This is a genomic window from Leptolyngbya sp. ST-U4, from assembly GCF_039962215.1.
Lineage (GTDB): Bacteria > Cyanobacteriota > Cyanobacteriia > Elainellales > Elainellaceae > Leptolyngbya_A.
This window is the reverse complement of record NZ_JAMPKZ010000007.1, coordinates 33,089-54,643: the sequence shown is the minus strand read 5'-3', so window position 1 is coordinate 54,643 and position 21,555 is coordinate 33,089. Positions and strand designations below refer to the sequence as shown.

General features: G+C 52.8%; 16 protein-coding genes and 1 pseudogene. 10 read left to right on the top strand and 7 right to left on the bottom strand.

Going from position 1 to position 21,555, the window contains the following annotated elements; translation table 11 throughout:
• Positions 1 to 167 precede the first annotated feature (167 nt).
• The 5 genes from NDA02_RS12990 (at position 168) to NDA02_RS12970 (ending at position 5,230) form a co-directional block, all read left to right on the top strand.
• The gene (locus NDA02_RS12990; RefSeq protein ID WP_190793173.1) at positions 168 to 398 is read left to right on the top strand and encodes a hypothetical protein; all 231 of its coding nucleotides are present in this window, start codon (positions 168 to 170) and stop codon (positions 396 to 398) included.
• Between the two features lie 327 nt (positions 399 to 725).
• On the top strand, positions 726 to 1,820 hold the full coding sequence (locus NDA02_RS12985; RefSeq protein ID WP_190793174.1) for an amino acid ABC transporter substrate-binding protein: 1,095 nt from the start codon (positions 726 to 728) through the stop codon (positions 1,818 to 1,820).
• A gap of 108 nt (positions 1,821 to 1,928) precedes the next feature.
• The gene (locus NDA02_RS12980) at positions 1,929 to 3,101 is read left to right on the top strand and encodes an ABC transporter permease subunit (protein ID WP_190793175.1); all 1,173 of its coding nucleotides are present in this window, start codon (positions 1,929 to 1,931) and stop codon (positions 3,099 to 3,101) included.
• Between the two features lie 54 nt (positions 3,102 to 3,155).
• Positions 3,156 to 4,367, top strand: a complete 1,212-nt coding sequence (locus NDA02_RS12975; protein ID WP_190793176.1) for an amino acid ABC transporter permease — start codon at positions 3,156 to 3,158, stop codon at positions 4,365 to 4,367.
• Positions 4,368 to 4,450: 83 nt separating this feature from the next.
• The gene (locus tag NDA02_RS12970; RefSeq protein ID WP_277879219.1) at positions 4,451 to 5,230 is read left to right on the top strand and encodes an amino acid ABC transporter ATP-binding protein; all 780 of its coding nucleotides are present in this window, start codon (positions 4,451 to 4,453) and stop codon (positions 5,228 to 5,230) included.
• A gap of 146 nt (positions 5,231 to 5,376) precedes the next feature.
• On the opposite strand, the gene thiO is transcribed toward NDA02_RS12970, so the two are convergent.
• From thiO to NDA02_RS12950, 4 genes and pseudogenes are all read right to left on the bottom strand, one after another.
• Entirely contained in the window at positions 5,377 to 7,359 is a 1,983-nt protein-coding gene (gene thiO / locus NDA02_RS12965) for a glycine oxidase ThiO (protein ID WP_190793177.1), read from the bottom strand.
• Between the two features lie 34 nt (positions 7,360 to 7,393).
• The gene (locus tag NDA02_RS12960) at positions 7,394 to 7,906 is read right to left on the bottom strand and encodes a PEP-CTERM sorting domain-containing protein (protein ID WP_190793178.1); all 513 of its coding nucleotides are present in this window, start codon (positions 7,904 to 7,906) and stop codon (positions 7,394 to 7,396) included.
• A 39-nt stretch (positions 7,907 to 7,945) separates the two neighbouring features.
• Positions 7,946 to 8,527 carry a hypothetical protein gene (locus NDA02_RS12955; protein WP_206755095.1) on the bottom strand — a complete coding sequence of 194 codons (582 nt, stop codon included), beginning with the start codon at positions 8,525 to 8,527 and terminating at the stop codon, positions 7,946 to 7,948.
• A gap of 62 nt (positions 8,528 to 8,589) precedes the next feature.
• Positions 8,590 to 8,916: pseudogene (locus tag NDA02_RS12950) on the bottom strand (2Fe-2S iron-sulfur cluster-binding protein).
• Positions 8,917 to 9,094: 178 nt separating this feature from the next.
• On the opposite strand from NDA02_RS12950, the gene cimA reads away from it, so the two are divergent.
• Positions 9,095 to 10,726 carry a citramalate synthase gene (gene cimA / locus NDA02_RS12945; protein WP_348249307.1) on the top strand — a complete coding sequence of 544 codons (1,632 nt, stop codon included), beginning with the start codon at positions 9,095 to 9,097 and terminating at the stop codon, positions 10,724 to 10,726.
• A gap of 417 nt (positions 10,727 to 11,143) precedes the next feature.
• Positions 11,144 to 13,618: an ATP-dependent Clp protease ATP-binding subunit gene (locus NDA02_RS12940; protein WP_190789762.1), complete on the top strand. Its 2,475-nt coding sequence runs from the start codon at positions 11,144 to 11,146 to the stop codon at positions 13,616 to 13,618.
• Between the two features lie 256 nt (positions 13,619 to 13,874).
• Here the strand turns inward: NDA02_RS12940 and NDA02_RS12935 are convergent, their stop codons facing one another.
• From NDA02_RS12935 to NDA02_RS12925, 3 genes are all read right to left on the bottom strand, one after another.
• Positions 13,875 to 14,174 carry a Mo-dependent nitrogenase C-terminal domain-containing protein gene (locus NDA02_RS12935; RefSeq protein WP_199296295.1) on the bottom strand — a complete coding sequence of 100 codons (300 nt, stop codon included), beginning with the start codon at positions 14,172 to 14,174 and terminating at the stop codon, positions 13,875 to 13,877.
• Positions 14,175 to 14,384: 210 nt separating this feature from the next.
• Positions 14,385 to 15,029: an S-layer homology domain-containing protein gene (locus tag NDA02_RS12930; protein WP_190789764.1), complete on the bottom strand. Its 645-nt coding sequence runs from the start codon at positions 15,027 to 15,029 to the stop codon at positions 14,385 to 14,387.
• Between the two features lie 423 nt (positions 15,030 to 15,452).
• Positions 15,453 to 17,099 (bottom strand): type II CAAX endopeptidase family protein, encoded by a 1,647-nt coding sequence (locus NDA02_RS12925; RefSeq protein WP_190789765.1) that lies wholly within the window; start codon positions 17,097 to 17,099, stop codon positions 15,453 to 15,455.
• A 218-nt stretch (positions 17,100 to 17,317) separates the two neighbouring features.
• Between NDA02_RS12925 and NDA02_RS12920 the strand changes: the two genes are divergently transcribed.
• The 3 genes from NDA02_RS12920 to NDA02_RS12910 are packed head-to-tail and all read left to right on the top strand — an operon-like array spanning position 17,318 to position 21,253.
• Positions 17,318 to 18,676, top strand: coding sequence for a histidine phosphatase family protein (locus NDA02_RS12920; RefSeq protein WP_190789766.1), 1,359 nt, complete (start codon positions 17,318 to 17,320; stop codon positions 18,674 to 18,676).
• A gap of 45 nt (positions 18,677 to 18,721) precedes the next feature.
• A complete protein-coding gene (locus NDA02_RS12915; RefSeq protein WP_190789767.1) occupies positions 18,722 to 20,011 on the top strand; it encodes a dihydroorotase in 1,290 nt (429 codons plus the stop codon).
• Between the two features lie 3 nt (positions 20,012 to 20,014).
• Positions 20,015 to 21,253, top strand: coding sequence for a class I SAM-dependent methyltransferase (locus NDA02_RS12910; RefSeq protein WP_190789768.1), 1,239 nt, complete (start codon positions 20,015 to 20,017; stop codon positions 21,251 to 21,253).
• Positions 21,254 to 21,555 lie beyond the last annotated feature (302 nt).

Here is a 21,555-nt window from a genome sequence, read left to right as displayed (position 1 = left end):
TCCCTCTTTTGTTAGACTCTTTTCCCGTAAAACGCCGATCGGAGTCAATTTATCGATCGCTCCTTGAAGCTTTTGTAACTCTTATTTCTTCTTGTATCTGGAACTGGGAGGACCAGGAAAAATCAGGGTAACTTAGTGAAATCTAAAGCAAACCTTAAGAGGTTGACATGAGTCCAACGATGATGCGTCAGTTTTGGGCTTTCGTAGATGAGATTCGATCGACAATTCCTCTAGCCCTGGACGATCTGAGTTTAGTGCAGTGGTTGCTGCGCCAGGTGTGGTCTGAACAGCTGCTCGATCGCCAACAGCAAGACATTCTGAGCAACTATATTCATCTGCGAATTGCCCTGATTCGCGACATGGCGCAGGAATCGCAGTTTTTCTCTCACGTCTATTAACTCCTTTAATAATTCGCTAGAACCTATAGAACATCGGAGAATCCAACTTACGATAGACAACCTGTACACTAAGATACAAAACTGAAGCGCAAACCAGGAGAATGTAAAAAAGTGAGAAGAATCCAGGCGAGATTGATCCCATTCTGATTTGGATCTGAAACCCTGGATAAATGACTTCTCATTCCTCTGGCAAGGTTTAGGTAAATCGGGCAGTACTGGCTTATTGGTGCTGCTTTTGTTGAATCTCGCTTCTGTTTAGGGTCAGAGTGAATAGTTAGAGCTGTTCTTGTTTTCGATTCTCTAATGAATAAAGTGGGTGAAATAAATATGAGGAAGTGGGGTTCCCTTTTCCTGGCTGCAACCCTGACGGTTGCAACGCTGAGTGCCTGTGGATCGGGCGCAAGCAACACAGCGACGACGAACACTGGAGCAGGAGGTGGAGCTGCTGCTCCGGCAGCGAATACAGGCAGCCGTCTCGATACGATCAAGTCTCGTGGATCGCTTATTTGCGGCGTAGAAGGTACAATTCCTGGCTTCAGCTTTGTAGATTCCAGCGGTAACTACTCTGGACTGGATGTTGACATTTGTAAAGCAGTGGCAGCCGCCGTTCTTGGTGATCCGACCAAGGTAGAGTATCGCAACCTCGATTCTTCGGCTCGTTTCCCGGCACTGCAAAACGGCGAAGTCGATATGCTATCCCGAAACACGACCTGGACGAGTAGCCGGGATTCGACGGGTGGAAACGGTCTGGAATTTGCGCCGACTGTTTTCTATGACGGTCAGGGCTTGATGGTGAAAGAAGATTCCGGAATTCGAGCATTTAGGGATTTGAACGGTAAATCAGTTTGCGTTGAAACCGGAACGACGACTGAGCTAAACCTTGCTTCACGGGCAAGAGAAGCAGGGGTCACGATTAATGAAGTGAAGTTCCAGGACTCCAACGCCAACTTCGCGGCTTATCAGGAAGGACGCTGTGAAGCGGTGACCACTGACAGATCGCAGCTTGCAGCAAAACGGAGTGCCTTCCCGACGCCCGATGATCACGTTCTGCTGCCGGATGTGCTGTCAAAAGAGCCGCTAGCTCCTGTGACCGTTAACAACGACTCGCGCTGGTCTGACACCGTGAAATGGGTTGTCTACGGACTGTTCCAGGCAGAAGAGTTTGGCATCACGCAGGCAAATGTGCAGCAAAAGGTGCAAGACCAAAACCCTGATATCCAAAACTTCTTGGGTGCACAGGGCGAGCTGGGAACTCAGTTGGGTCTGTCGAATGACTTCATGGTGAAAGCGGTTCAGGCAGTCGGCAACTACGGCGAGGTGTTTGAGCGCAATGTAGGCACAAACTCTCAGCTCAAGATCGATCGCGGTCAAAATCGCCTCTGGACGAAGGGCGGTCTGATGTATTCGCCGCCATTCCGCTAGACTCTATCTGTCTGTGATAAAGACTTTCCACCTTGGAGAGTCTTTGTCGCTTCAACGGGTCGCTTTTCATTCTCTCCGTGATTCTGCCGCCTTGATACCTTTCCCGCTATGACTTCTTCGACTGATCCTTCTTCTGAAAAAATTCCCATTTGGCGTGATGATCGCTTTGTCAGAATTGCAGTTCAAGCGATCGTGCTGCTGGCTGTCGTGACGGTCGGCGCGATCCTGATGGGCAATATGAGCCGTAACCTTCAGCAGCTTGGACGACAGTTTGACTTCAACTTTCTGCGAAATCAGTCTGGCTTCAATATCGGTGAAGGAATTCTTTCCTATAAGCCTACAGACACTTATTTCTGGGCACTTGTCGTTGGCTTTACTAATACGCTGCGGCTGATCTTGGTCGGGTTTGTTGCCGCAACGGTGTTAGGCATTCTTGCCGGAGTTGCCAGCTTTTCTAATAACTGGCTGGTCAAAAAAATTAGTCAGTTCTACGTCGAAATCGTTCGCAACACGCCGCTGCTGCTTCAGCTCTTTTTCTGGTACTTCGCCGTCTTTTTTGGAATGTCGCAGGGTGCGAACGTTACTCGTCTGCCTGGATCGGTGCTGGTGAGCAAGAAAGGAATTGTGATTCCGTGGCCCGCCAACCAACCGATCGCCTGGCTATCGCTGACTGCGTTGATTGGGCTAGCGATCGCGGCTTCGATCGTCTGGCGGCAGCGTATTAAAGTGATGGAAGAACAGGGCGCATCCGGCAAACCGCAGCGCTATATGCTTATCGGCATGGCTGTGGCGGCACTGGTTATCTTCCTGTTTGGCTTGGGCTGGCAGTTTCCACAGGTGGCTAATAACGATACTCAAGGCGGACTGCGAATGTCGCTGGAGTATGGCTCGATGCTAGCAGGTCTTGCCTTTTATACTGGGGCATTTATTGCAGAAATTGTCCGGGCAGGGATTCAGTCCGTTTCTAAGGGGCAGTGGGAAGCAGCAAGAGCCTTAGGGCTGCATTCTGGGTTAGCGATGCGGCTGGTCGTGTTTCCACAGGCGTTGCGCGTGATTATTCCCTCGCTAAACAGCCAGTACATTAACCTGGCAAAGAACTCTAGTTTGGCACTGGCGATCGGCTATCCCGATATTTTTGCCACCGCGCAAACCACGCTAAACCAAACTGGACGGGCAGTGGAAGTCGTTTTGCTGATCATGCTGACCTACCTGATCGCCGATCTGCTGATTTCTCTGTTTATGAACCAGCTCAATCGCCTAGTGCAAATTACAGAACGATAAAAACGTTTCTAGCCCTTCTTTTTAACCATTTCTCCGATTTCAGCTGCGCCTCTTATGACCACTCTGCATACTGCTCCGACTAGTGCCCCCGCGCAACCCGCATCCACACCGATCGCCTGGCTTCGCAAAAATTTGTTCAATAGCTGGTTTAACTCGCTGCTGACGATCGCGATTGTCTTTGTTCTGGGCAGAACGCTGTTTGGCTTTATCTGGTGGGCAACGACCACGGCGAAGTGGCAAGTCATTCCCGCAAACCTGCCGCTCTTCTTTGTGGGACGATTCCCGGCGAATCAGTACTGGCGGCTGGCTCTAATGCTGGCAATGATTGGTGGACTCGGCGGATTAACCTGGGGTGTGGTTGCCCGAAATCAGCCCAAGCTCCTGTCGCGGAACGTACTGATTGGGTTTGGTATTTTTGCCCTGGTGCTGCTGCTGCTGCCGACGCCGTTTGCCTATCGCTTAATTTTGCTGGCGATCGAGGCCCTGGTGCTGGGGACGATCGGGGCAGGTCAACAAATCGGCAGACGAGTTCCGGGCATTGCTAAATGGTTGCCCCTGGCATGGATTCTCTCGTTCTTTATCGCGCTCTGGCTGATGCGCGGCGGCTTCGGGCTACCCCTGGTGCAGACCACTGCCTGGGGCGGCTGGATGTTGACAGTGTTTATGTCAGTCGTGAGCATTGCCCTGTCGTTTCCGTTTGGGTTGCTGCTAGCATTGGGGCGGCAGAGTTCTTTACCCGTGATTCGTTGGCTTTGCACAATTTATATTGAAGTCATTCGCGGCATTCCCCTGATCTCGATTTTGTTTATCGGTCTGGTGATGGTTCCGCTGTTTCTGCCTGCTGGAAGCCGGCCAGATCTGGTACTGCGAGCAATTCTGGGTCTGACGCTGTTTGCGGCTGCCTACCAAGCCGAAACCATCCGGGGTGGACTCCAGGCAATTCCCAAAGGACAATCTGAGGCAGCCAGCGCACTGGGGCTAAACACACCGCTGACGCTGGGACTGATCGTGTTGCCCCAGGCACTCAAGATTTCGATTCCGGCAATCGTGGGACTGTTTATCAGCCTGCTGCAAGATACAACCCTGGTAGCGATCGTGGGACTTTCAGACCTGCTGGGGATTAGTCGATCGATTCTGGCAAACCCCCTGTTTATTGGCAGATATGCCGAAGTTTATTTATTTATCGGTGTGTTGTACTGGGCAGTGTGTTACACCATGGCCTGGGCAGCTCGACGGCTTGAAACCAGCTTGAATAGTGAGCACTAACGCAGATTCAATAATCCCAAATGACAATTCCAAACATCTCTAAAAAAATCTCATCTTTTAATGCCTGATAGGGAGAATAACCGATGACTCAACTCCAGCCCGAAGCCACCCTGAATGGTGGAACCTCAACCGAACCAATGATTGTCGCTCAACAGGTCGAAAAGTGGTACGACAACAACTTTCATGTGCTGCGCGGCGTTGACCTCACCGTCCGCAAAGGCGAAGTGGTGGTGGTCATGGGTCCGTCTGGCTCTGGGAAATCCACGTTTATTCGGACGTTTAACGCGCTGGAAACCTATCAAAAGGGCAGCATTACGATCGACGGCATTCACCTCAGCCATGACCTAAAAAATATCGAAGCAATTCGCCGCGAAGTCGGCATGGTGTTTCAGCAGTTCAACCTGTTTCCTCACCTGACTGTGCTGCAAAATGTCACCCTGGCTCCGATCTGGGTGCGCCGCTGGACGAGAGCTAGAGCCGAAGAAGTCGCAATGCAGCTTCTTGAACGGGTCGGCATCCTGAATCAGGCGCAAAAGTTTCCAGGTCAGCTTTCCGGCGGTCAGCAGCAGCGGGTGGCGATCGCCCGTGCCCTGGCAATGCAGCCCAAAATCATGCTGTTCGACGAACCCACCTCTGCCCTCGACCCGGAAATGGTGCGCGAAGTGCTAGACGTAATGCGAACCCTGGCAAGAAGCGGCATGACGATGGTGTGCGTTACTCACGAAGTCGGATTTGCCCGTGAAGTTGCCGATCGCGTCGTGCTAATGGATAGCGGTCTATTAGTGGAAGAAGCGGAGCCAAACGAGTTTTTTAACAATCCTAAAGAGGATCGCACGAAGAAGTTTCTATCGCAGATTCTTTAAGAGAAGGTTTGAGCCAGTCTTCGAGATCCCGCATCGCTCCCTCAATTCCCCACCCGTGAAGGACTTTGAATTTGAGCCAGTCCTCAAGATCCTGCATTGCCCCCTAAATTCCCCACTAGTGGGGGACTTTGAAACAGAGATCAGTCCTACTCGGTAATTCGGCCGCTTAGGGGCGAACTCGCACTGGCAAAAGCCTTGACCGGAATTCGTCCTGCCAGATACGCCATCCGTCCTGCTTCTGCGCCGAATCGCATTGCCTGTGCCATCAGGGGCGGATTTTCAGCCTGGGCGATCGCCGTATTGATCAGCAGTGCATCAGCTCCCATTTCCATTGCCTGCGCGGCTTCGCTGGGCGTACCGATTCCGGCATCCACGACGACGGGAATTTTGGCGTTCTCGATAATGATCTGAATATTTGCCGTGTTGCGAATGCCTTGTCCTGAGCCAATTGGGGAACCCAGGGGCATCACCGTCGCACAGCCAATTTCCTCCAGGCGTTTTGCTAAAAGCGGGTCGGCGTTGATGTAGGGCAGCACGGCAAATCCTTCTTTGACCAACTGTTCGGCGGCTTCGAGTGTACCGATCGGGTCAGGCAAAAGATATTTCGAGTCGGGAATCACTTCTAATTTGACAAAGTGATTGTCTTCCTGACCCAGCAGCTTTGCCATTTCGCGTCCAAGCCGCGCCACCCGAATCGCATCTTCTGCGGTTTGACAGCCTGCGGTGTTCGGCAGCATCCAGATTTTTTGCCAGTCGATCGCCTCAGCCAAACCCTCATGTCCGGGGGCGTTGTTTTGTACACGCCGAACTGCCACAGTGACAATTTCGCAGCCGCTAGAGACGATGCTGCCCTGCATTTCGGCAACATTTCGATACTTTCCAGTTCCAGTCATCAGGCGCGATCGAAACTCCCGTCCGGCAATAATCAGAGGCTCATCGGCAAAAGGGGCAGGAGCTGGGGAAGCGGGGATCTGAGGGGTCGAAAATTGCAGCATAGGAGGTTGGGTTGAGACGGGTGCGAGGGGGGATGGGGATTGGGTGGGACAGAGGAAACGTTGCCAGGAGAATTCGTTGAGCAATGGGTCGATCGTGCCATTCCAGACGCGATCGGCAATCAACCGGGCGGTAATAGGCGTGAGCAAAATACCGTTGCGGAAGTGTCCCGTTGCCAGGGTGAGATTATCACAGAGGCTATCACCGAGAATAGGCATTTCATCAGGCGTTGCAGGACGGAAGCCCCACCAGCATTCCTGAATCGGGAAGTCTTTCAGTGCCGGGTAAAGCTGGATTGCAGCATTCAGAAGGGTTTGTAGTCCTGCGGGGGTGTTGCCGGGCGTGAAGCCGATCGTCTCACTGGTTGCCCCGATCACAATCCGTCGATCTTGACGCGGCACAATATAAACGTTTTCGCCGTACAGTACCCGCTGAAGCGGTAGGGGTGAAATTTCTGACGGCACGCGAATCGCCAGCATTTGTCCTTTACAAGGCTGCACCGGAACTGGAATAATCGACTGCGACCAGGCTCCGGTTGCCAGGATGTAATGCCCCGCCGATCGATCGCCCCCATTCGATCGCAACTTGACGACCTGCCCCTGCTGCTGCACAATTTCTGTGACCGTCACGCCTTCCTGGATTTCAACGCCGATCATTTCTGCCACCGATCGTAGCGTTTGCGCCAGGGCACGATTATCAACCTGTCCTTCTTCGGGATACCACCAGCCACCGATCACTTGTTCGCTTAATTCAGGCTGTACCAGATGAATTGCAGGGCGATCGAGCCAGTAAGCAGGCAGGGAATCCAGAACTGGAGGGTTTTGCGAATCAGCCGCTTCAGTCACGGGGGCAAGAATGCCGCAAGCCCAGTAGCCTGTGGAGCGATCGGTCAGGGATTCGAGTTTGCTGATCCATTCTGGGTAGAGCCTGAGGCTTTGCAGACACAGTTCACGCATCGGCGCATCGGCAATTGCTTCGGCACTGGGAGCCAGCATTCCAGCAGCAGCATGGCTGGCAGCTTCCTGAAAATCTCGGCTTAAAACAGTGACAGAGGCTCCGCGCAGCTTTAGCTCGATCGCGATCGACAGCCCAATCACGCCGCCGCCAATAATCAAAACATCAGACGTTGAATTCATTGCAAGTAAGGACGGATCTCCAGAGTTTTTTAACCTACCACAGTCCTGTAACCGGGTTTCTGCCAAGCGGGGGAGGCGTGGTAGAAGGGTTAGAGGGAGAAGGAGTACTGTAAGGCGGCACGATCGGCGGAGGGGGAGCAACACCTCCATTCTGGTAGGGCTCTACTGTTTGCGGATAGTTTGCCGCAGAGCTGGTTCTGGGAGGACGAGTTGGGATCGGAACGGTGGGGGCAGGTCGCACGGGCGGCGGCTGATTCGACAAAAGATAAGGAAGATCCTGCCATCCGGGTTGTACAACTCCCACCGCAAAAGGATTCAAACGAAAATTTCGCAGATCTGGCAATCGATCGAAGGAAAACCCTTGCTGTTGAAACCAGGGAATTAGCCGATCGCTCATTAGCACCACCAGCACCGCCAGTAGCACCAGCGCGATCGTTCGACCCACATCCTTGAAAACATCGATCGTGTTAAAAACAAAGCCCAGCAGCACAATTCCCACCAGCGCAATCAGCAGGGTAATCGGTTCCGGCACGGTGGATACTCCCATTCTGATATTCCTATCATCGCCCAGGCAATCAGATTTGCGTTACCAAAGCCCGTTAATTGGGGGTTGGGCAGGAGGGGAAGCAGACGGAAAAACCGGAGGGGGAGGGGGATTATCAGTTCGCGGCGGACTCGGAGAAAGAGAAGGAGAAGGGGTCGGAGGGGGGAGCGGGCTGGGAGAAGGAAACAGAGTGGGAGCAGGAGTTGGAGCGGGGAACGGACTGGGGGAAGGCTGCACAAGCAGCGGATTCGCGATCGAGAGAATCTCGTTTAAACCTCGGCGTGCCTCACCAGAAGACGGACTGTCTAGATTAGGAGGCGGAGGCAGAGGGGTAAGCGTTACGGTTGGCGAGGGCAGCGGTTGGGAGTCGATCGGCGTAGGCTGAACGATAGGGCTAACGGTTGGGCTAGAGGCGGGTGGCGTTCGATCGAAAAAATTGCCTGTAAATCGATTAAATGTTTCTCCGGCGCGTCCTGAGCCAAAGAAAGCAACCAGTATCGTTGCCAGAGCAATCCAGGTTATCCACTGGGCAATGCCAATTCCCCTTCCTTGTTTTCCCGGCAGGAGCAACTGAAATAGGGCAAACAAGCCGCTCAGCAACAACAATCCTAAAAGAATATCCACATCGCTTTCCCCATGTTGCACTGCTAATTTTAGGCAGAAGCTCAAATTTTTCGACCTGAAGGTTACCAGACCACTTGATTTCCCTGTCCCCAAAATCCATCAAACTTTGTCACCTTCACATCTCCTAAAACGCAGGTTTGACAGGCAAGCCGCCGATCTTGTTCTAAGGAATGGGGCGGCAATGAGCGACGCGCAGTTTCCTTCCACTGAGGCGCAGACACTTCGCCTTCCACCTGAACCGCACAGGTTCCACAGGTTCCAATGCCTTTGCAGTTGATGATCTTAGACTGACCATTATGCAGCGCAACCCCATTTTTCAGGAGAACTTAACGTAAATTCGTCCCCCGATCGCACTCAAACGTCTTTCTCTGCGCCGTCATTCTGGGCATTCCAATCCTCCAGGTCTAAAAGTTCTACATCAAGCTTGTTCATAGTTTACGTTTCTTCATACCCTTCTTGACCCTGCCTGGTCTAGCATCGCGATCGAACCCTAATTTACTTCTCGATCTCCTCTCTCTCGATCGCCTCGCCCCCCATTCACTCTCACCCATCCACCGTCTACCCCTCATGCCCCCCCTCCACATTTACGACACCACCCTCCGAGACGGCGCCCAGCGCGAAGGACTTTCACTCTCCCTGGAAGACAAACTGCGAATTGCCCGTCAGCTCGATCGCCTGGGAATTCCTTTTATTGAAGGCGGCTGGCCCGGTGCAAATCCAAAAGATGCTCAGTTTTTCGCCCAGCTTCAGCAAGAGCCATTGAACCAGGCAGAAGTTGTCGCCTTTTGCTCAACCCGTCGCCCTGGCAAGTCCGCAGAAGCCGACCCGATGCTGCAAACGGTTCTTGCGGCTGGCACCGATTGGATCACGCTATTCGGCAAATCCTGGGATCTGCACGTCACGGAAGGACTGCAAACCAGCCTGGACGAAAACCTGGCAATGATTCGGGAAACGATCGCCTTTTTCCGCACTCAGGGACGACGGGTGATCTACGACGCAGAACACTGGTTCGACGGACACAAGCACAATCGCGACTACGCCCTTCAGACTCTCCAGGCGGCGATCGAGGGTGGTGCAGAATGGCTCGTGCTTTGTGATACGAACGGTGGAACCCTGCCCCACGAAATTTCTGCCAGCGTTCGGGAAGTGGTACAGTTTGTGCAAAATATTCGCGGAGAACAAACCCCGCCGCAGATTGGAATTCACCCGCACAACGATAGCGGCACGGCGGTGGCAAATGCGATCGTCGCAGTTCAGGAAGGGGCGCGGATGGTGCAGGGCACAATGAACGGCTACGGCGAACGTTGCGGCAATGCCAACCTTTGTACATTAATTCCTAACCTGCAACTGAAGCTTGGATTTGACTGCATTCCGCCCGCTCAGCTTGCCCAGCTCACCGAATCGAGCCGCCTGATTAGCGAAGTGGTGAATCTGGCTCCCGATGATCATGCGCCGTTTGTCGGGCTGTCTGCCTTTGCCCACAAAGGTGGAATTCACGTTAGCGCAGTTGAGCGAAACCCGCTAACCTACGAACACATTCAACCTGAGCAGGTAGGCAATCAGCGGCGGATTGTCATCTCCGATCAGGCAGGCTTGAGCAATCTACTCGCAAAAGCACGATCGTTTGGGATTGAACTCAATCGCCACGATCCTCAAAGTCGCCAGATCCTTCAGCATCTCAAGACTTTAGAAAACGAAGGCTATCAGTTTGAAGCCGCCGAAGCCAGTTTTGAACTCTTGATGCGCGAAGCTCTCGGACAACGACAGCAGTTTTTCACGATCAAAGATTTCAACGTTCATTGCAATTTGCTTCGCGATCCAGAACAGTGGCGCAGCCAATCGATCGCCACCATCAAAGTCGCTGTTAACGAAGAAGACATTCTGGAAGCCGCCGAAGGCAATGGTCCCGTCTCTGCCCTCGATGCAGCCCTGCGAAAAGCCCTCACCAACTTCTACCCCGAAATCGCCTCCTTCTACCTCACCGACTACAAAGTCCGCATCCTCGACAGCCCCGCCGGAACTTCTGCCAAAACCCGAGTCCTGCTCGAAAGCAGCAATGGTTTACAACGCTGGTCAACCGTGGGTGTTTCCGGCAACATTATTGAAGCCTCTTATCAGGCAGTAGTCACCGGATTAGAGTACGGACTCATGCTGCAAAATCAGGTCAAAGCGGCGATCGCGAGTTCACGGATTGCCTAGCGTTAAACAAGCTGATCGCCCCACCCCCTCACCTCCTCATTCATCCATCCACCCCCCATCCCTTCTACGGTTATCCTCCCTGCCCCTAGCTCGGCTCGATCGATACAGTAGTAATAAGTAATACACACATCTTCATAGAGCGAGGTGCTGCGATGTCGATGCTATTCGCCCTTTCGTTTATGGGCTGTGTCAGCGCAGCTCTAGTTGTCGTCCAACATCACTTTCTGAAAGACCTCACCGACCCTGCCCCTGATCAGTCCTAGTGAGCACTGGGTCTTTGTATTCCCGGTTCTGACCTGTGGTACAGCCATTTGTTGATTCGATCGCGTTTCAATTCAGTTCAGAACCTGATGCACGTTGACACTTTAGTTTTGTCACTTTATTTAGTTGCCATTTCCATTCAGGAACCACCTCAAGATGTTTGAGTATTTCACTGAGAAATCGATCGCCGTTGTCATGGCTGCCCAGGAAGAAGCGCGTCGGCTGGGTCATGCTCATGTCGGTACCGAGCAGCTTTTATTAGGCTTAATCCGCGTAGAAGGCACGGCAGCCTTTAAACTGCTGACCGAGCTAGGGATTACGCTGGAAGCCGCACGACGCGAAGTCACAAAAATTGTGGGACGCGGTTCTGGTTTCGTCCCAGTCAATATTCCCTTTACACCTAAATCAAAGCGCATTTTTGAGCTAGCTTTCGAGCAGGCACGGCAGCTTGATACGCCTTACATCGCGCCAGAGCACATTCTGCTGGCACTGATTCAGGACGGTGACAATGTTGCCAACAAAGTTCTGGAAGCAATGAACGTAGATGCCGTTTCCGCCAGAGTGCAGCTCCTTCAGGCAATGAATGAAGTCGAACCTGCTACGGCTGGGGCACGTCGTCGCTCGATGGAGGGCAGCTCCAAGGGGATAGGCAAGATGCTGAGCGAGTTTGGTCGCAATCTGACCGAGTTTGCCAAAGACGGTAAGCTTGACCCGATGGTGGGTCGATCGCCCGAATTAGAGCGTGTGATTCAAATCCTGGGTCGCCGTACTAAGAATAATCCGGTGCTGGTGGGTGAGCCTGGCGTCGGCAAGACTGCGATCGCCGAAGGTTTGGCACAGCGTATCGTAGATGGTCAGGTTCCCGACCTTCTGCTGGACAAGCAAATCATCTCGCTTGACATGGGCAGCCTCCTGGCAGGCACAAAGCTCCGGGGTGACTTTGAAGAGCGCATTACGGGGATTGTTCAGGAAGTCCGCGAGTCGCAGAATGTCATTCTTATGATTGATGAGATTCATACCCTTGTGGGTGCGGGCGGAACCGAAGGCGGTACAAATGCAGCGAATATGCTGAAGCCTGCCCTGGCAAGAGGTGAATTTCAGGTGATTGGCGCGACCACACTGGACGAATACCGCAAGCACATCGAGCGCGATGCTGCCTTGGAACGCCGCTTCCAGCCCGTGATGGTGGGTGAACCTTCTGTAGAAGAAACGATCGCCATTCTGCACGGACTGCGCGATCGCTATGAGCAGCACCACCGCCTGACGATTTCTGACGAGGCACTGGATGCGGCTGCCAAGCTCTCCGATCGCTACATCACCGATCGGTTCATGCCTGATAAGGCGATCGACTTGATTGACGAAGCCGGATCAATGGTGCGTTTTCGCAACAGCAAAGCCTCGCCCACTAAAGATCTTAAGCATGAGCTGAAGGAAGTCACTACCGCCAAACAAGCCGCTGTCACCGAGCAAGACTTCGACAAAGCCGGACAGTTGCGCGATCGCGAGCTGGAGTTAGAAAAGCAGATTCAGGCGCTCAAGAACGGAGATGTGACCGTTTCGCAGGCTGACCTACCCGTGGTGGTTGCCGAAGACATTGCTCAGGTGGTTGCTTCCTGGACAAGCATTCCGGTGAGCAAGCTGACCGAATCTGAATCGATGATGCTGCTGCACCTAGAGGACGTTCTGCATGAGCGGGTGATCGGTCAGGAAGATGCGGTGAAAGCTGTGTCGCGTGCCGTACGTCGCTCTCGGGTGGGCATCAGTGATCCCAATCGTCCGATCGCCAGTCTGCTGTTTTCGGGTCCGACGGGCGTGGGTAAAACTGAGCTTGCCAAAGCCCTCGCCGTTGCCGTGTTCGGTTCCGAAGAAGCGATGATCCGGCTCGATATGTCTGAGTTCATGGAGTCGCATACGGTTTCCAAGCTGATTGGTTCGCCTCCGGGCTATGTGGGCTACGACGAAGGCGGTCAGTTGACCGAGGCAGTTCGCCGCAAGCCGTACACCGTGATCCTGATGGACGAGATCGAGAAAGCGCATCCTGATGTCTTCAACATGCTGCTTCAGTTGCTCGAAGACGGTCGCTTGACCGATTCGCGGGGTCGCACGGTCAGCTTCAAGAATACGGTCGTGATCATGACCTCGAATATCGGCTCGAAGGCGATCGAAAAAGGTGGCAGCAGCCTTGGCTTCTCAACCGCAGAAGATACCGCAACCGCTCAGTATCACCAGATTAGATCGCGCGTGATGGACGACATGAAGGCTTACTTCCGCCCTGAAATGCTGAACCGCATTGACGAGATCATTGTCTTCCGTCAGCTCAACCGCGAAGAAGTCACTCAGATCGCCGACCTGATGATTCAAGAAGTCGCAGCTCGTCTGCAAGCGCAGAATCTTGGTCTGGAAGTCACGCCTGCCTTTAAGGAGCGTCTGGTCTCCGAGGGCTTTAACCCCGTCTATGGGGCACGCCCCTTGCGTCGAGCGATTGCCCGCTTACTCGAAGACAATCTTGCAGAAGCGATGCTGTCGGGTACTGTTCGGGACGGTGATACTGCTTTTGCCGATGTTGATGATGATGGTCAGATCCAGATTTGTCGTCAGGAAAAAGCAAGCTTTGCACCGATCGCCCCGTAGGGGCAACTGCGAAGCAATCGCGTAAGCCTGATTTGATCAAGCAAAGTTGATAGCACGAGTACATAATTCTGGGGGCTTTGCCCCCTTTTTTGTTGCTTTACACTAGCTCTCTAGTTCCCTTGGGGATCACGAGTTCCCCGGAGGCAAAGATTTTGCAGCTTTCAAGCTGATAAAAAAAGCAGGCATAAAGCCTGCAAAAGTGGAACTATTTTAATTGGGTTTAATAGGGAATCCAGGGATCAACTGGCAATCTGGCTTAGCAGTAAGGGCGAATATCTTCACCACATTCGTCTGCCAGATAGCAGAGGGCACGAAACCGCAGTCCGACTAGCTCTTCATAAAGAGGGTTGAGCTTGCAGAGGGGCGGAATGTGCAGCAGAGTTTTCCCGAACACCTTGATGTCGCGCTCAAACGGGCACTGCGGCGGGATCAGCTTAGCAATGCGGCGGGCAAAGGTGCGGTCTTGGACAGGAAGAGTATCTACCCAAAGACGGATAGGCTGGAGGGGATCACGTCTGGGAGAATGAATTGTATGAAGTGTCGATGAACTATTCATCATTTCACCTGTGGAATCATAGGAAACGATCGCGGTGGGACTAGCCAGAGTGAAGGTAAGCGATCGTTAAGTTAGCAAGTTGAAGCAGGCTTAAACAATTTAATGCGCTGGTTGAATCCAGCATAAGTGGTGAGGAAAGGGTTCAGGTGAAGGAATTGAAAACCTTAATTTGGGTTTCCTGAAGCCCCAGTAAACTTTCCAGGGTTACGTTCAGCTTCCAATTGGTCTAGAAAACGAACGGCGCAGTCCTGTAGGAATCTCCTGAAAATGATACTGTCTCAGGGCATGAGCCATATCAGCGCGAGTCATGACGCTCAAGGGATCGATTCGCTGATCCGATCGTATGTTGACGAATCCGCGATGCAGGGCCGCTGCAATCTGCTGGCGTGCCCAAGGCGGAACCTGATAGGAATCGGCATAGTTTGCCAAAATCCCAGTAGCGGTCGGGTCCGAATCCTGAACACTGCCCGATGCTTTGGCGATTACAGAAAACGCCTCAGCGCGAGAGACTCGATGATCGGGAAGAAATTTTCCTCCCGGCTGAACGGTCATGATACCGCTTTTTACAACCGTCTGAATATCTTTGTAAGCCCAGTGCGAGACCGACACATCTGCTAACGCAGGGGCAGCAGCGGTTTGTTTTGCCGGGTCAAGTTGAAAGGTGGTGACTAAGATATTTGCCAGTTCAGCGCGGCTCACTGCGGCATCTGCTTGAGCCAGGTCGCCCTTAAGCGCAGGCAGGATTTCCGCATTAATTAAGTTAGAGGTGGGAGTTTGAGAAGGCGAAACCTGAGCAACTGCTGCCAATCCAGACAGCAATAGGGTTAGTGAGAGAGCACCGACAAACCGTTCCATCGCATGAACCACTCCATAAACACACACCACTAGCAAACGACGATTCGACTGATCTGAATGTTGCGAAGGAAATGAAGTTTGCTTAATTCAGCTTTAGTCAAATTGCCATGAACAGCGCAAAGTTTCTCTGCTTCTGTTGTGACTTATTGAACTAAAAGTGAGGTAGTCGGTGTGACACTCTTTTGACTGCACCTTCAGGATTTGTAATATAAATCCCTATCTGTAGCCATAAACATCATGCCATAGGATGAGGACAATCGGGTTCACCCAATCGTATTACTTGATGGAATGAAAATGATATTTTTTAGCACAGTCGAGAAATCAACCAGGAATTACTTTCCGACGATTGTTTTAGAGCGATGAACAAATAAAAAAGACAGAGAATTTGTATCAGATTTACCGATTTGGACATTGCGGTTGAGATTATCCGCGACCCAAAATAAATAGCCCCAGCATGGTGATGCTATTCCATAGACTATGCATCAGCATTGGCGTCAGTAAACTGCGCGATCGAGAGTAAACAAAGCCCAGGATTGATCCCAGCACCGTCAGCGGTAGCACTTCCGACAGGCTTAAATGGGCGATGGCAAACAAAACACTGCTCAGGGCAATCGATCCCCAAACGGGAAAGTAGCGTGTCAGCGAGGGCAGCAGAAATCCGCGAAACAGCAGTTCCTCAAAGACCGGAGCCGCGACTGCCGCTGTAAACAGAAAAATTGCTAGGGCGACGCGATCGCCTTCTTCCAGCACAATCTGTAATAACGGATTGCTGCCTCCCTGGCCCTGCCAAAGCTGCTGATTTACCAGGGAAACCGCCAGCATCAGCGGCAATGCGACCAGATAGCCTCCAATTCCCCATAGAAACCAGTTACGTTTGCCCTTGAGCTGAAACCAGTCCTTTGGTAAAGGAAAGTACGCTCGAATCGATAAATAAAGAGTGAGCAGCGTTGCACTTGCCATCAGTAAGTAATAGCAAAGCGTATTGATCGCCTGGGCCCGTTGTCCAAAAGCAGCAAAATTAAGCGGCAGCAGATGCAGCACCCAGGGCACAAGCAGCTGACCTGAAAAGAAAAAGCCGCCGATCAAGACCTGCCAGACAGTTTCCCCAGTCCAGGGAACCTGCCATGCCAGACTGTTTGCTTCAGCAGGAGCTTGCTTTGCCCGGATGAGCCAGCGTCCAACCACAATCAGTAGCAGCACGATCCCCAAAGAGCCGCCGATCGCCGGAGCAACGCCCACAAGAGTTAGCTTCACCAGCGTTTGACGAGCCACCTGCTGTTGAGTTACTTCCAGGGCGGCCAGCGCATCGGGTCGCTGTTGTAGGGCATAGAGTCGCCGCAGTGCCCGATCGCGAAACCAACCATCCAGCGAGGCTTGAATTTGGGATTCGGCATCAGGAAGCAAACGGGGTGGCTCATTCCATAAGCCAATCAGAACGGGAGTAATTGCTCTAATCGAAGCGGTGGAATTTTTATCGGAAACCTTACCAGATGGACGCTGAGCGGTGGGCTGAAAGGAAGCAAGTCGATCTTTAAGGGATTGCCAGGATTCGATCGCCGCATCGGTGTGGTTTTGCTCTGCCTGAAGCAGCCCGATCCGCAGATCAAGCTGATCGATCAGGGTTTGCTGCTGCAGCACGGCGAGTCGAAGCTGTTTGTTTTGTTCTTCGATCGTGGCAGGCTCCGTGGGCGCAGGCGTAGTTCTCGTGTCGGGATCAGTGGGACGAGAAGACTGGACAGCTTCCTCGGGGAAAGGATTGTCCTGAGAAACGGTGAGGCGGGTCTGTAGCTGCTGAAGATTTTCGGCGGCGGAGTTTCGCACAGACTGATATTGCTCCAGCGCAGTTTTAACCGGGTCTTGACCGAGTAAGGTGTTTTTTACCCCAGCCAGATTGGCGGGATCTGACGCATTCGGTTTGAGTTCGCTGGCTCGCAGCAGCAGATCGGTCTGGTAAAGCTCCAGGCGATTGGTAATTTGGGGTTCGCTAAAGCTGGCAAGCAGGGAACCACCTAAAAATAGAACCACCAGAAGCGTAATGCCGCTTAAAATTAGCCGTTTGATTTGACTCATCGATTCAGACCCGATCGCTGGACAGAAATTTACAGAATTTTTTTGAAATGATTTGACAAAATAATTCCATTGAATAATTGCATTGTAAGGGTGGCGATCGCAAAAGCCAGAGGGAGGAAGCAAGACAAATTCTTCCTGTCCCGATCACGGTAGAATTGCAAAGGACTTTTAACGTTCAGCGGCTTTAGAGATTTTCAGCGCATGGGAGGATTGCCCCGGTGACTCGCGTTATTCTGGTTCGGCATGGAGAAAGCACCTATAACGTCGAGCGGCGGGTGCAGGGACACTGTGATTTGTCTGACTTAACAGAAAAAGGGCAGGCAGGAGCGCGGCAGGTCGGCGCAGTGTTGCAGGGTTTGAAGTTCGATGCGGCTTATTCCAGTCCGCTCAAACGCGCTAAGCAAACTGCGCAGCTTATCTTATCGAGCTTAAACGAGCAGGGCACGCCGATCCCTGATCTGCGGTTGACAGACAACTTGAAGGAAATCAATTTGCTGCAATGGGAAGGACTCACCTTTGAAGAAGTCGAGCAGCAGTTTCCCGAAGGATTTTTGCTTTGGCGCGATCGCCCGAAGGATTTGAAAATGCCCATGGAAACCCCAGAAGGCACAACAGATTTCTATCCGGTCATGGCTCTTTATGAGCAGGCACGGCAGTTCTGGCAGGAAATTTTACCGCAGCATTTAGGTGAAACCATTCTGGTTGTGGCGCATAGCGGTATCAATCGCTGTTTGATCGGGGCAGCAGTCGGGCTGGACGCAGACAGCTATAAATCAATGCACCAGTCAAATTGCGGCATCAGCGTACTGAACTTCGCAGGCGGTCTAGGCGATCCAGTGCAACTTGAGTCTGTAAATTTGACGGCGCATCTAGGCGAACCGATCCCAAAGCCGCGCAAAGACACAAAAGGCGCAAGATTTTTGCTGGTGCGCCATGGCGAAACTAACTGGAATCGAGACAAGCGGTTTCAGGGACAGATCGATGTGCCGCTCAATGATCAAGGACGGGTACAGGCAGGTCAGGCAGCCGAATTTTTGCGGGATGTCGCAATTGATCGCGCCCTCAGCAGCCCGATGCTCCGCCCAAAAGAAACGGCAGAAATTATTCTGCAACATCACCCGCAAGTGACGCTAGAACTGGACGATCGCCTCTGCGAAATTAGCCACGGGCTCTGGGAAGGCAAGCTGGAAGCCGAAATCGAAGCAGAGTTTCCTGGGGAGCTAAAGCAATGGCAGATCGCGCCCGAAACCGTGCAAATGCCTGAAGGCGAAAATCTTCAGCAGGTGTGGGATCGGGTTGTGCTTGCCTGGAAGGATCTGGTTGCCTCAACGCCAGAGTCTCAGGATGATAGACCGACAACCGTACTGGTGGTGGCTCACGATGCCGTGAATAAGGCAATTCTGGGTTATTTGATCGATCGCGGTCCTGAGACCTTCTGGACCTTTAAACAAGGCAACGGAGCCGTAACGGTGATCGACTATCCGCTCGGCAACCAGGGCAAACCGCTGATTCATGCCCTCAACATCACAAGCCATCTAGGAGGCGTTCTCGACAAGACGGCAGCCGGGGCACTGTAGCCACGGGACTGTAACCACGGGACTGGTAATCACAGGAACGAATTTATGACCGCTGAGCTAATCCGACAAGTTCGCCTGCTTGACCCTGTGACCCTGGGTGATTCCCCCTCTGGGGAACTGCGAGGCGATCGGGTTGCAGATGTCTTGATCGGGGATGGCGTGATTCAGTCGGTCGAAGCAGCGATTAATTCTTACCCGGATAATACTCAAATCCGGGATGGGTCAGGGCTAATTCTGGGCACGGGATTGGTGGACTTATACAGCCATTCGGGTGAGCCGGGATTTGAGGAACGGGAGACGATTGATTCTTTGGCAGCGGCGGCGGTTGCTGGAGGGTTTACCCGCTTAACCCTGCTCCCTGATACCCATCCTGCAGTCGATAATCCCGCGACTGTTGCCTGGTTTCAGTCTCAGTGCCAGAAATTTACCGTCCCCCAAATTCGCAACTGGGGAGCATTAACGCTGGATGCCAAAGGCGAACAAATGACGGAACTGGCAGAATTGGCAGAGTCGGGCATCGCGGGATTTGCAGACAGCAAGCCGATTCAAAACATGACTCTGCTGCGTCGCCTGCTAGAGTACAGCCAAGGTCTGAGTCAGCCAATCGCGTTATGGTGCTGCGATCGATCCTTGAGCGGCAATGGCGTGGTGCGCGAAGGCCAGGAATCCCTGCGGTTAGGACTGCCCGGAAGCCCAGACTACGCGGAGACTGCCCCTTTAGCGGCTCTGCTGGAATGCCTCGCGGCAATTGGAACTCCGGTGCATTTAATGCGAGTTTCAACCGCGCGAAGCGTTGATCTGATTCGGCAGGCAAAGGCAACCGGGCTACCGATCACAGCAAGCACCAGCTGGATGCACCTTTTGCTCAACATTGAAGCGGTGCAGAGCTACGATCCCAGCCTTCATGTCGAACCGCCCCTGGGCAATCCTGCGGATCAGGCAGCCTTAATCGAGGGCATTCGATCGGGGATCATCGATGCGATTGCGATTGATCATAGTCCGTACACTTACGAAGAAAAAACTGTCGCTTTTGCTGAATCTCCACCGGGGGCGATCGGACTGGAATTGGCTTTACCGCTGCTCTGGCAGGCGTTAGTCGTTTCTGAAAAGATCCCTGCTCTTACCCTCTGGCGGGCACTTAGCACCAATCCGGCACAGCTATTAAACCAATCTCCTGCAAGCATTCAGCCGGGTCAGCCCGCCGAGCTAATGCTGTTTGACCCCAATCATGCCTGGCAGGTGACTTCTCGCACGCTCAAATCGCGATCGACTAACACCCCCTGGCTCAATCAAACGCTTCGAGGACGGGTGTTGCAAGTCTGGGGAGGACGGTGACGCATGACGAGACGCTTGCAGCTAGAGCCGAGTAATCCTGCATTGTGTCAGATCATTGCCGATCGCATTGCCGCCAGTCCGCAGCAGCGCGTCACCTTTGCAGAGTTTATGGATCTGGCACTGTACGAACCACAGCACGGCTATTACGCTCGCTTTCAGTCAAAGATTGGCGCACAGGGAGACTTTGCCACCTCACCCCATCTCGGCGCAGACTTTGGAGAACTGCTTGCCGTTCAATTTGCCCAGATGTGGGAAAAGCTCGATCGCCCCAATCCCTTTACGCTGGTTGAGATGGGAGCCGGACAGGGACTTCTGGCACAGGACATCGTGCGCTATCTGCATCGACATTATTTCGAGTGCTTTGCCGCGCTGCGCTATGTAATTGTCGAAAAATCACCTGCCTTTGCCGCCGAACAGCAAGCCCGTCTCCGCTCCCTAATCGACTCCTGGGGCGAAGTGGCATGGCACACCTGGGACGAGATTTCTTCAGATTCGATCGTTGGCTGCTGCTTTTCCAACGAATTAGTCGATGCTTTTCCCGTACATCGGCTGACAATTGCAAACGGTAAGCTTCAAGAAATTTACATCACCGTAAGCAGTGAACCGACACCCAATCCTGCCGTTGCCTCCGATGCCCATTTTGCTGATGCCCATTTTATAGAGACGATCGGCGAACTTTCAACCCCGCGCTTTGCCGAGTATTTTCAGCAGATCGGAGTAGATTTGACCCCCTACCCAGACGGCTACCGCACCGAAGTCAATCTGGCAGCGATCGACTGGCTGCATACCGTTGCCGATCGGCTCCATCAGGGCTATTTGCTGACGATCGACTATGGCTATCCTGCCCATCGCTACTACAGCCCAACCCGCAGTGCAGGGACGCTTCAGTGCTACTATCACCACGCCCATCACGACAACCCCTATCGGGCGATCGGTCATCAAGATATTACCGCTCATGTCGATTTCACGGCTCTGGAGCAATACGGCACACCAGCAGGACTAGACCCGATCGGCTTCACGCAGCAGGGCTTGTTTCTGATGGCGTTGGGCTTGGGCGATCGACTTACCGCACTGTCTCAGCCCGATCCTGATCTGACGCTGCAAATTATTCTGCAACGGCGAGAAGCACTACATGGGCTCATAAATCCGATGGGGCTGGGCAATTTTGGGGTGCTGATTCAGGCAAAGGGATTGTCAGGCGACGCGCAGAGCCGATTACTAAAAGGACTGCAAATGGGCTGAGTCCCAATGTTGGGCTAGCGGGTAATTTTCGGCGATTTGTCGGGGAACCGTGTAGACTATCTGGATATTTAGGGCGCTCGTTGCAGTAGTTAATCAGAAGTTAATCAGAGAGGGGTACGCCCATTGCCGTTTGTGGAGGAGGGCTTTCGGATCACGATCGCGAACCCGGAAACATCTTTAGGGGGAACAGTACAAGCTTTGACAAGCTCTCAGCCCTGTTTCAACAATCTTCATCGAAGGCAAAACAGATTACGATTTGCTGAGCGCAGGGGAGTTACTGGTTAACAAATGGCAGCAACAAG

Coding starts and splice junctions, on each gene's coding strand:
- NDA02_RS12925 (WP_190789765.1), bottom strand. CDS start 17,099: ATGAGTCAAATCAAACGGCTAATTTTAAGCGGCATTACGCTTCTGGTG.
- NDA02_RS12990 (WP_190793173.1), top strand. CDS start 168: ATGAGTCCAACGATGATGCGTCAGTTTTGGGCTTTCGTAGATGAGATT.
- thiO (WP_190793177.1), bottom strand. CDS start 7,359: ATGAATTCAACGTCTGATGTTTTGATTATTGGCGGCGGCGTGATTGGG.
- NDA02_RS12935 (WP_199296295.1), bottom strand. CDS start 14,174: ATGAATAGTTCATCGACACTTCATACAATTCATTCTCCCAGACGTGAT.
- NDA02_RS12985 (WP_190793174.1), top strand. CDS start 726: ATGAGGAAGTGGGGTTCCCTTTTCCTGGCTGCAACCCTGACGGTTGCA.
- NDA02_RS12910 (WP_190789768.1), top strand. CDS start 20,015: ATGACGAGACGCTTGCAGCTAGAGCCGAGTAATCCTGCATTGTGTCAG.
- NDA02_RS12960 (WP_190793178.1), bottom strand. CDS start 7,906: ATGGGAGTATCCACCGTGCCGGAACCGATTACCCTGCTGATTGCGCTG.
- cimA (WP_348249307.1), top strand. CDS start 9,095: ATGCCCCCCCTCCACATTTACGACACCACCCTCCGAGACGGCGCCCAG.
- NDA02_RS12970 (WP_277879219.1), top strand. CDS start 4,451: ATGACTCAACTCCAGCCCGAAGCCACCCTGAATGGTGGAACCTCAACC.
- NDA02_RS12975 (WP_190793176.1), top strand. CDS start 3,156: ATGACCACTCTGCATACTGCTCCGACTAGTGCCCCCGCGCAACCCGCA.
- NDA02_RS12940 (WP_190789762.1), top strand. CDS start 11,144: ATGTTTGAGTATTTCACTGAGAAATCGATCGCCGTTGTCATGGCTGCC.
- NDA02_RS12980 (WP_190793175.1), top strand. CDS start 1,929: ATGACTTCTTCGACTGATCCTTCTTCTGAAAAAATTCCCATTTGGCGT.
- NDA02_RS12930 (WP_190789764.1), bottom strand. CDS start 15,029: ATGGAACGGTTTGTCGGTGCTCTCTCACTAACCCTATTGCTGTCTGGA.
- NDA02_RS12915 (WP_190789767.1), top strand. CDS start 18,722: ATGACCGCTGAGCTAATCCGACAAGTTCGCCTGCTTGACCCTGTGACC.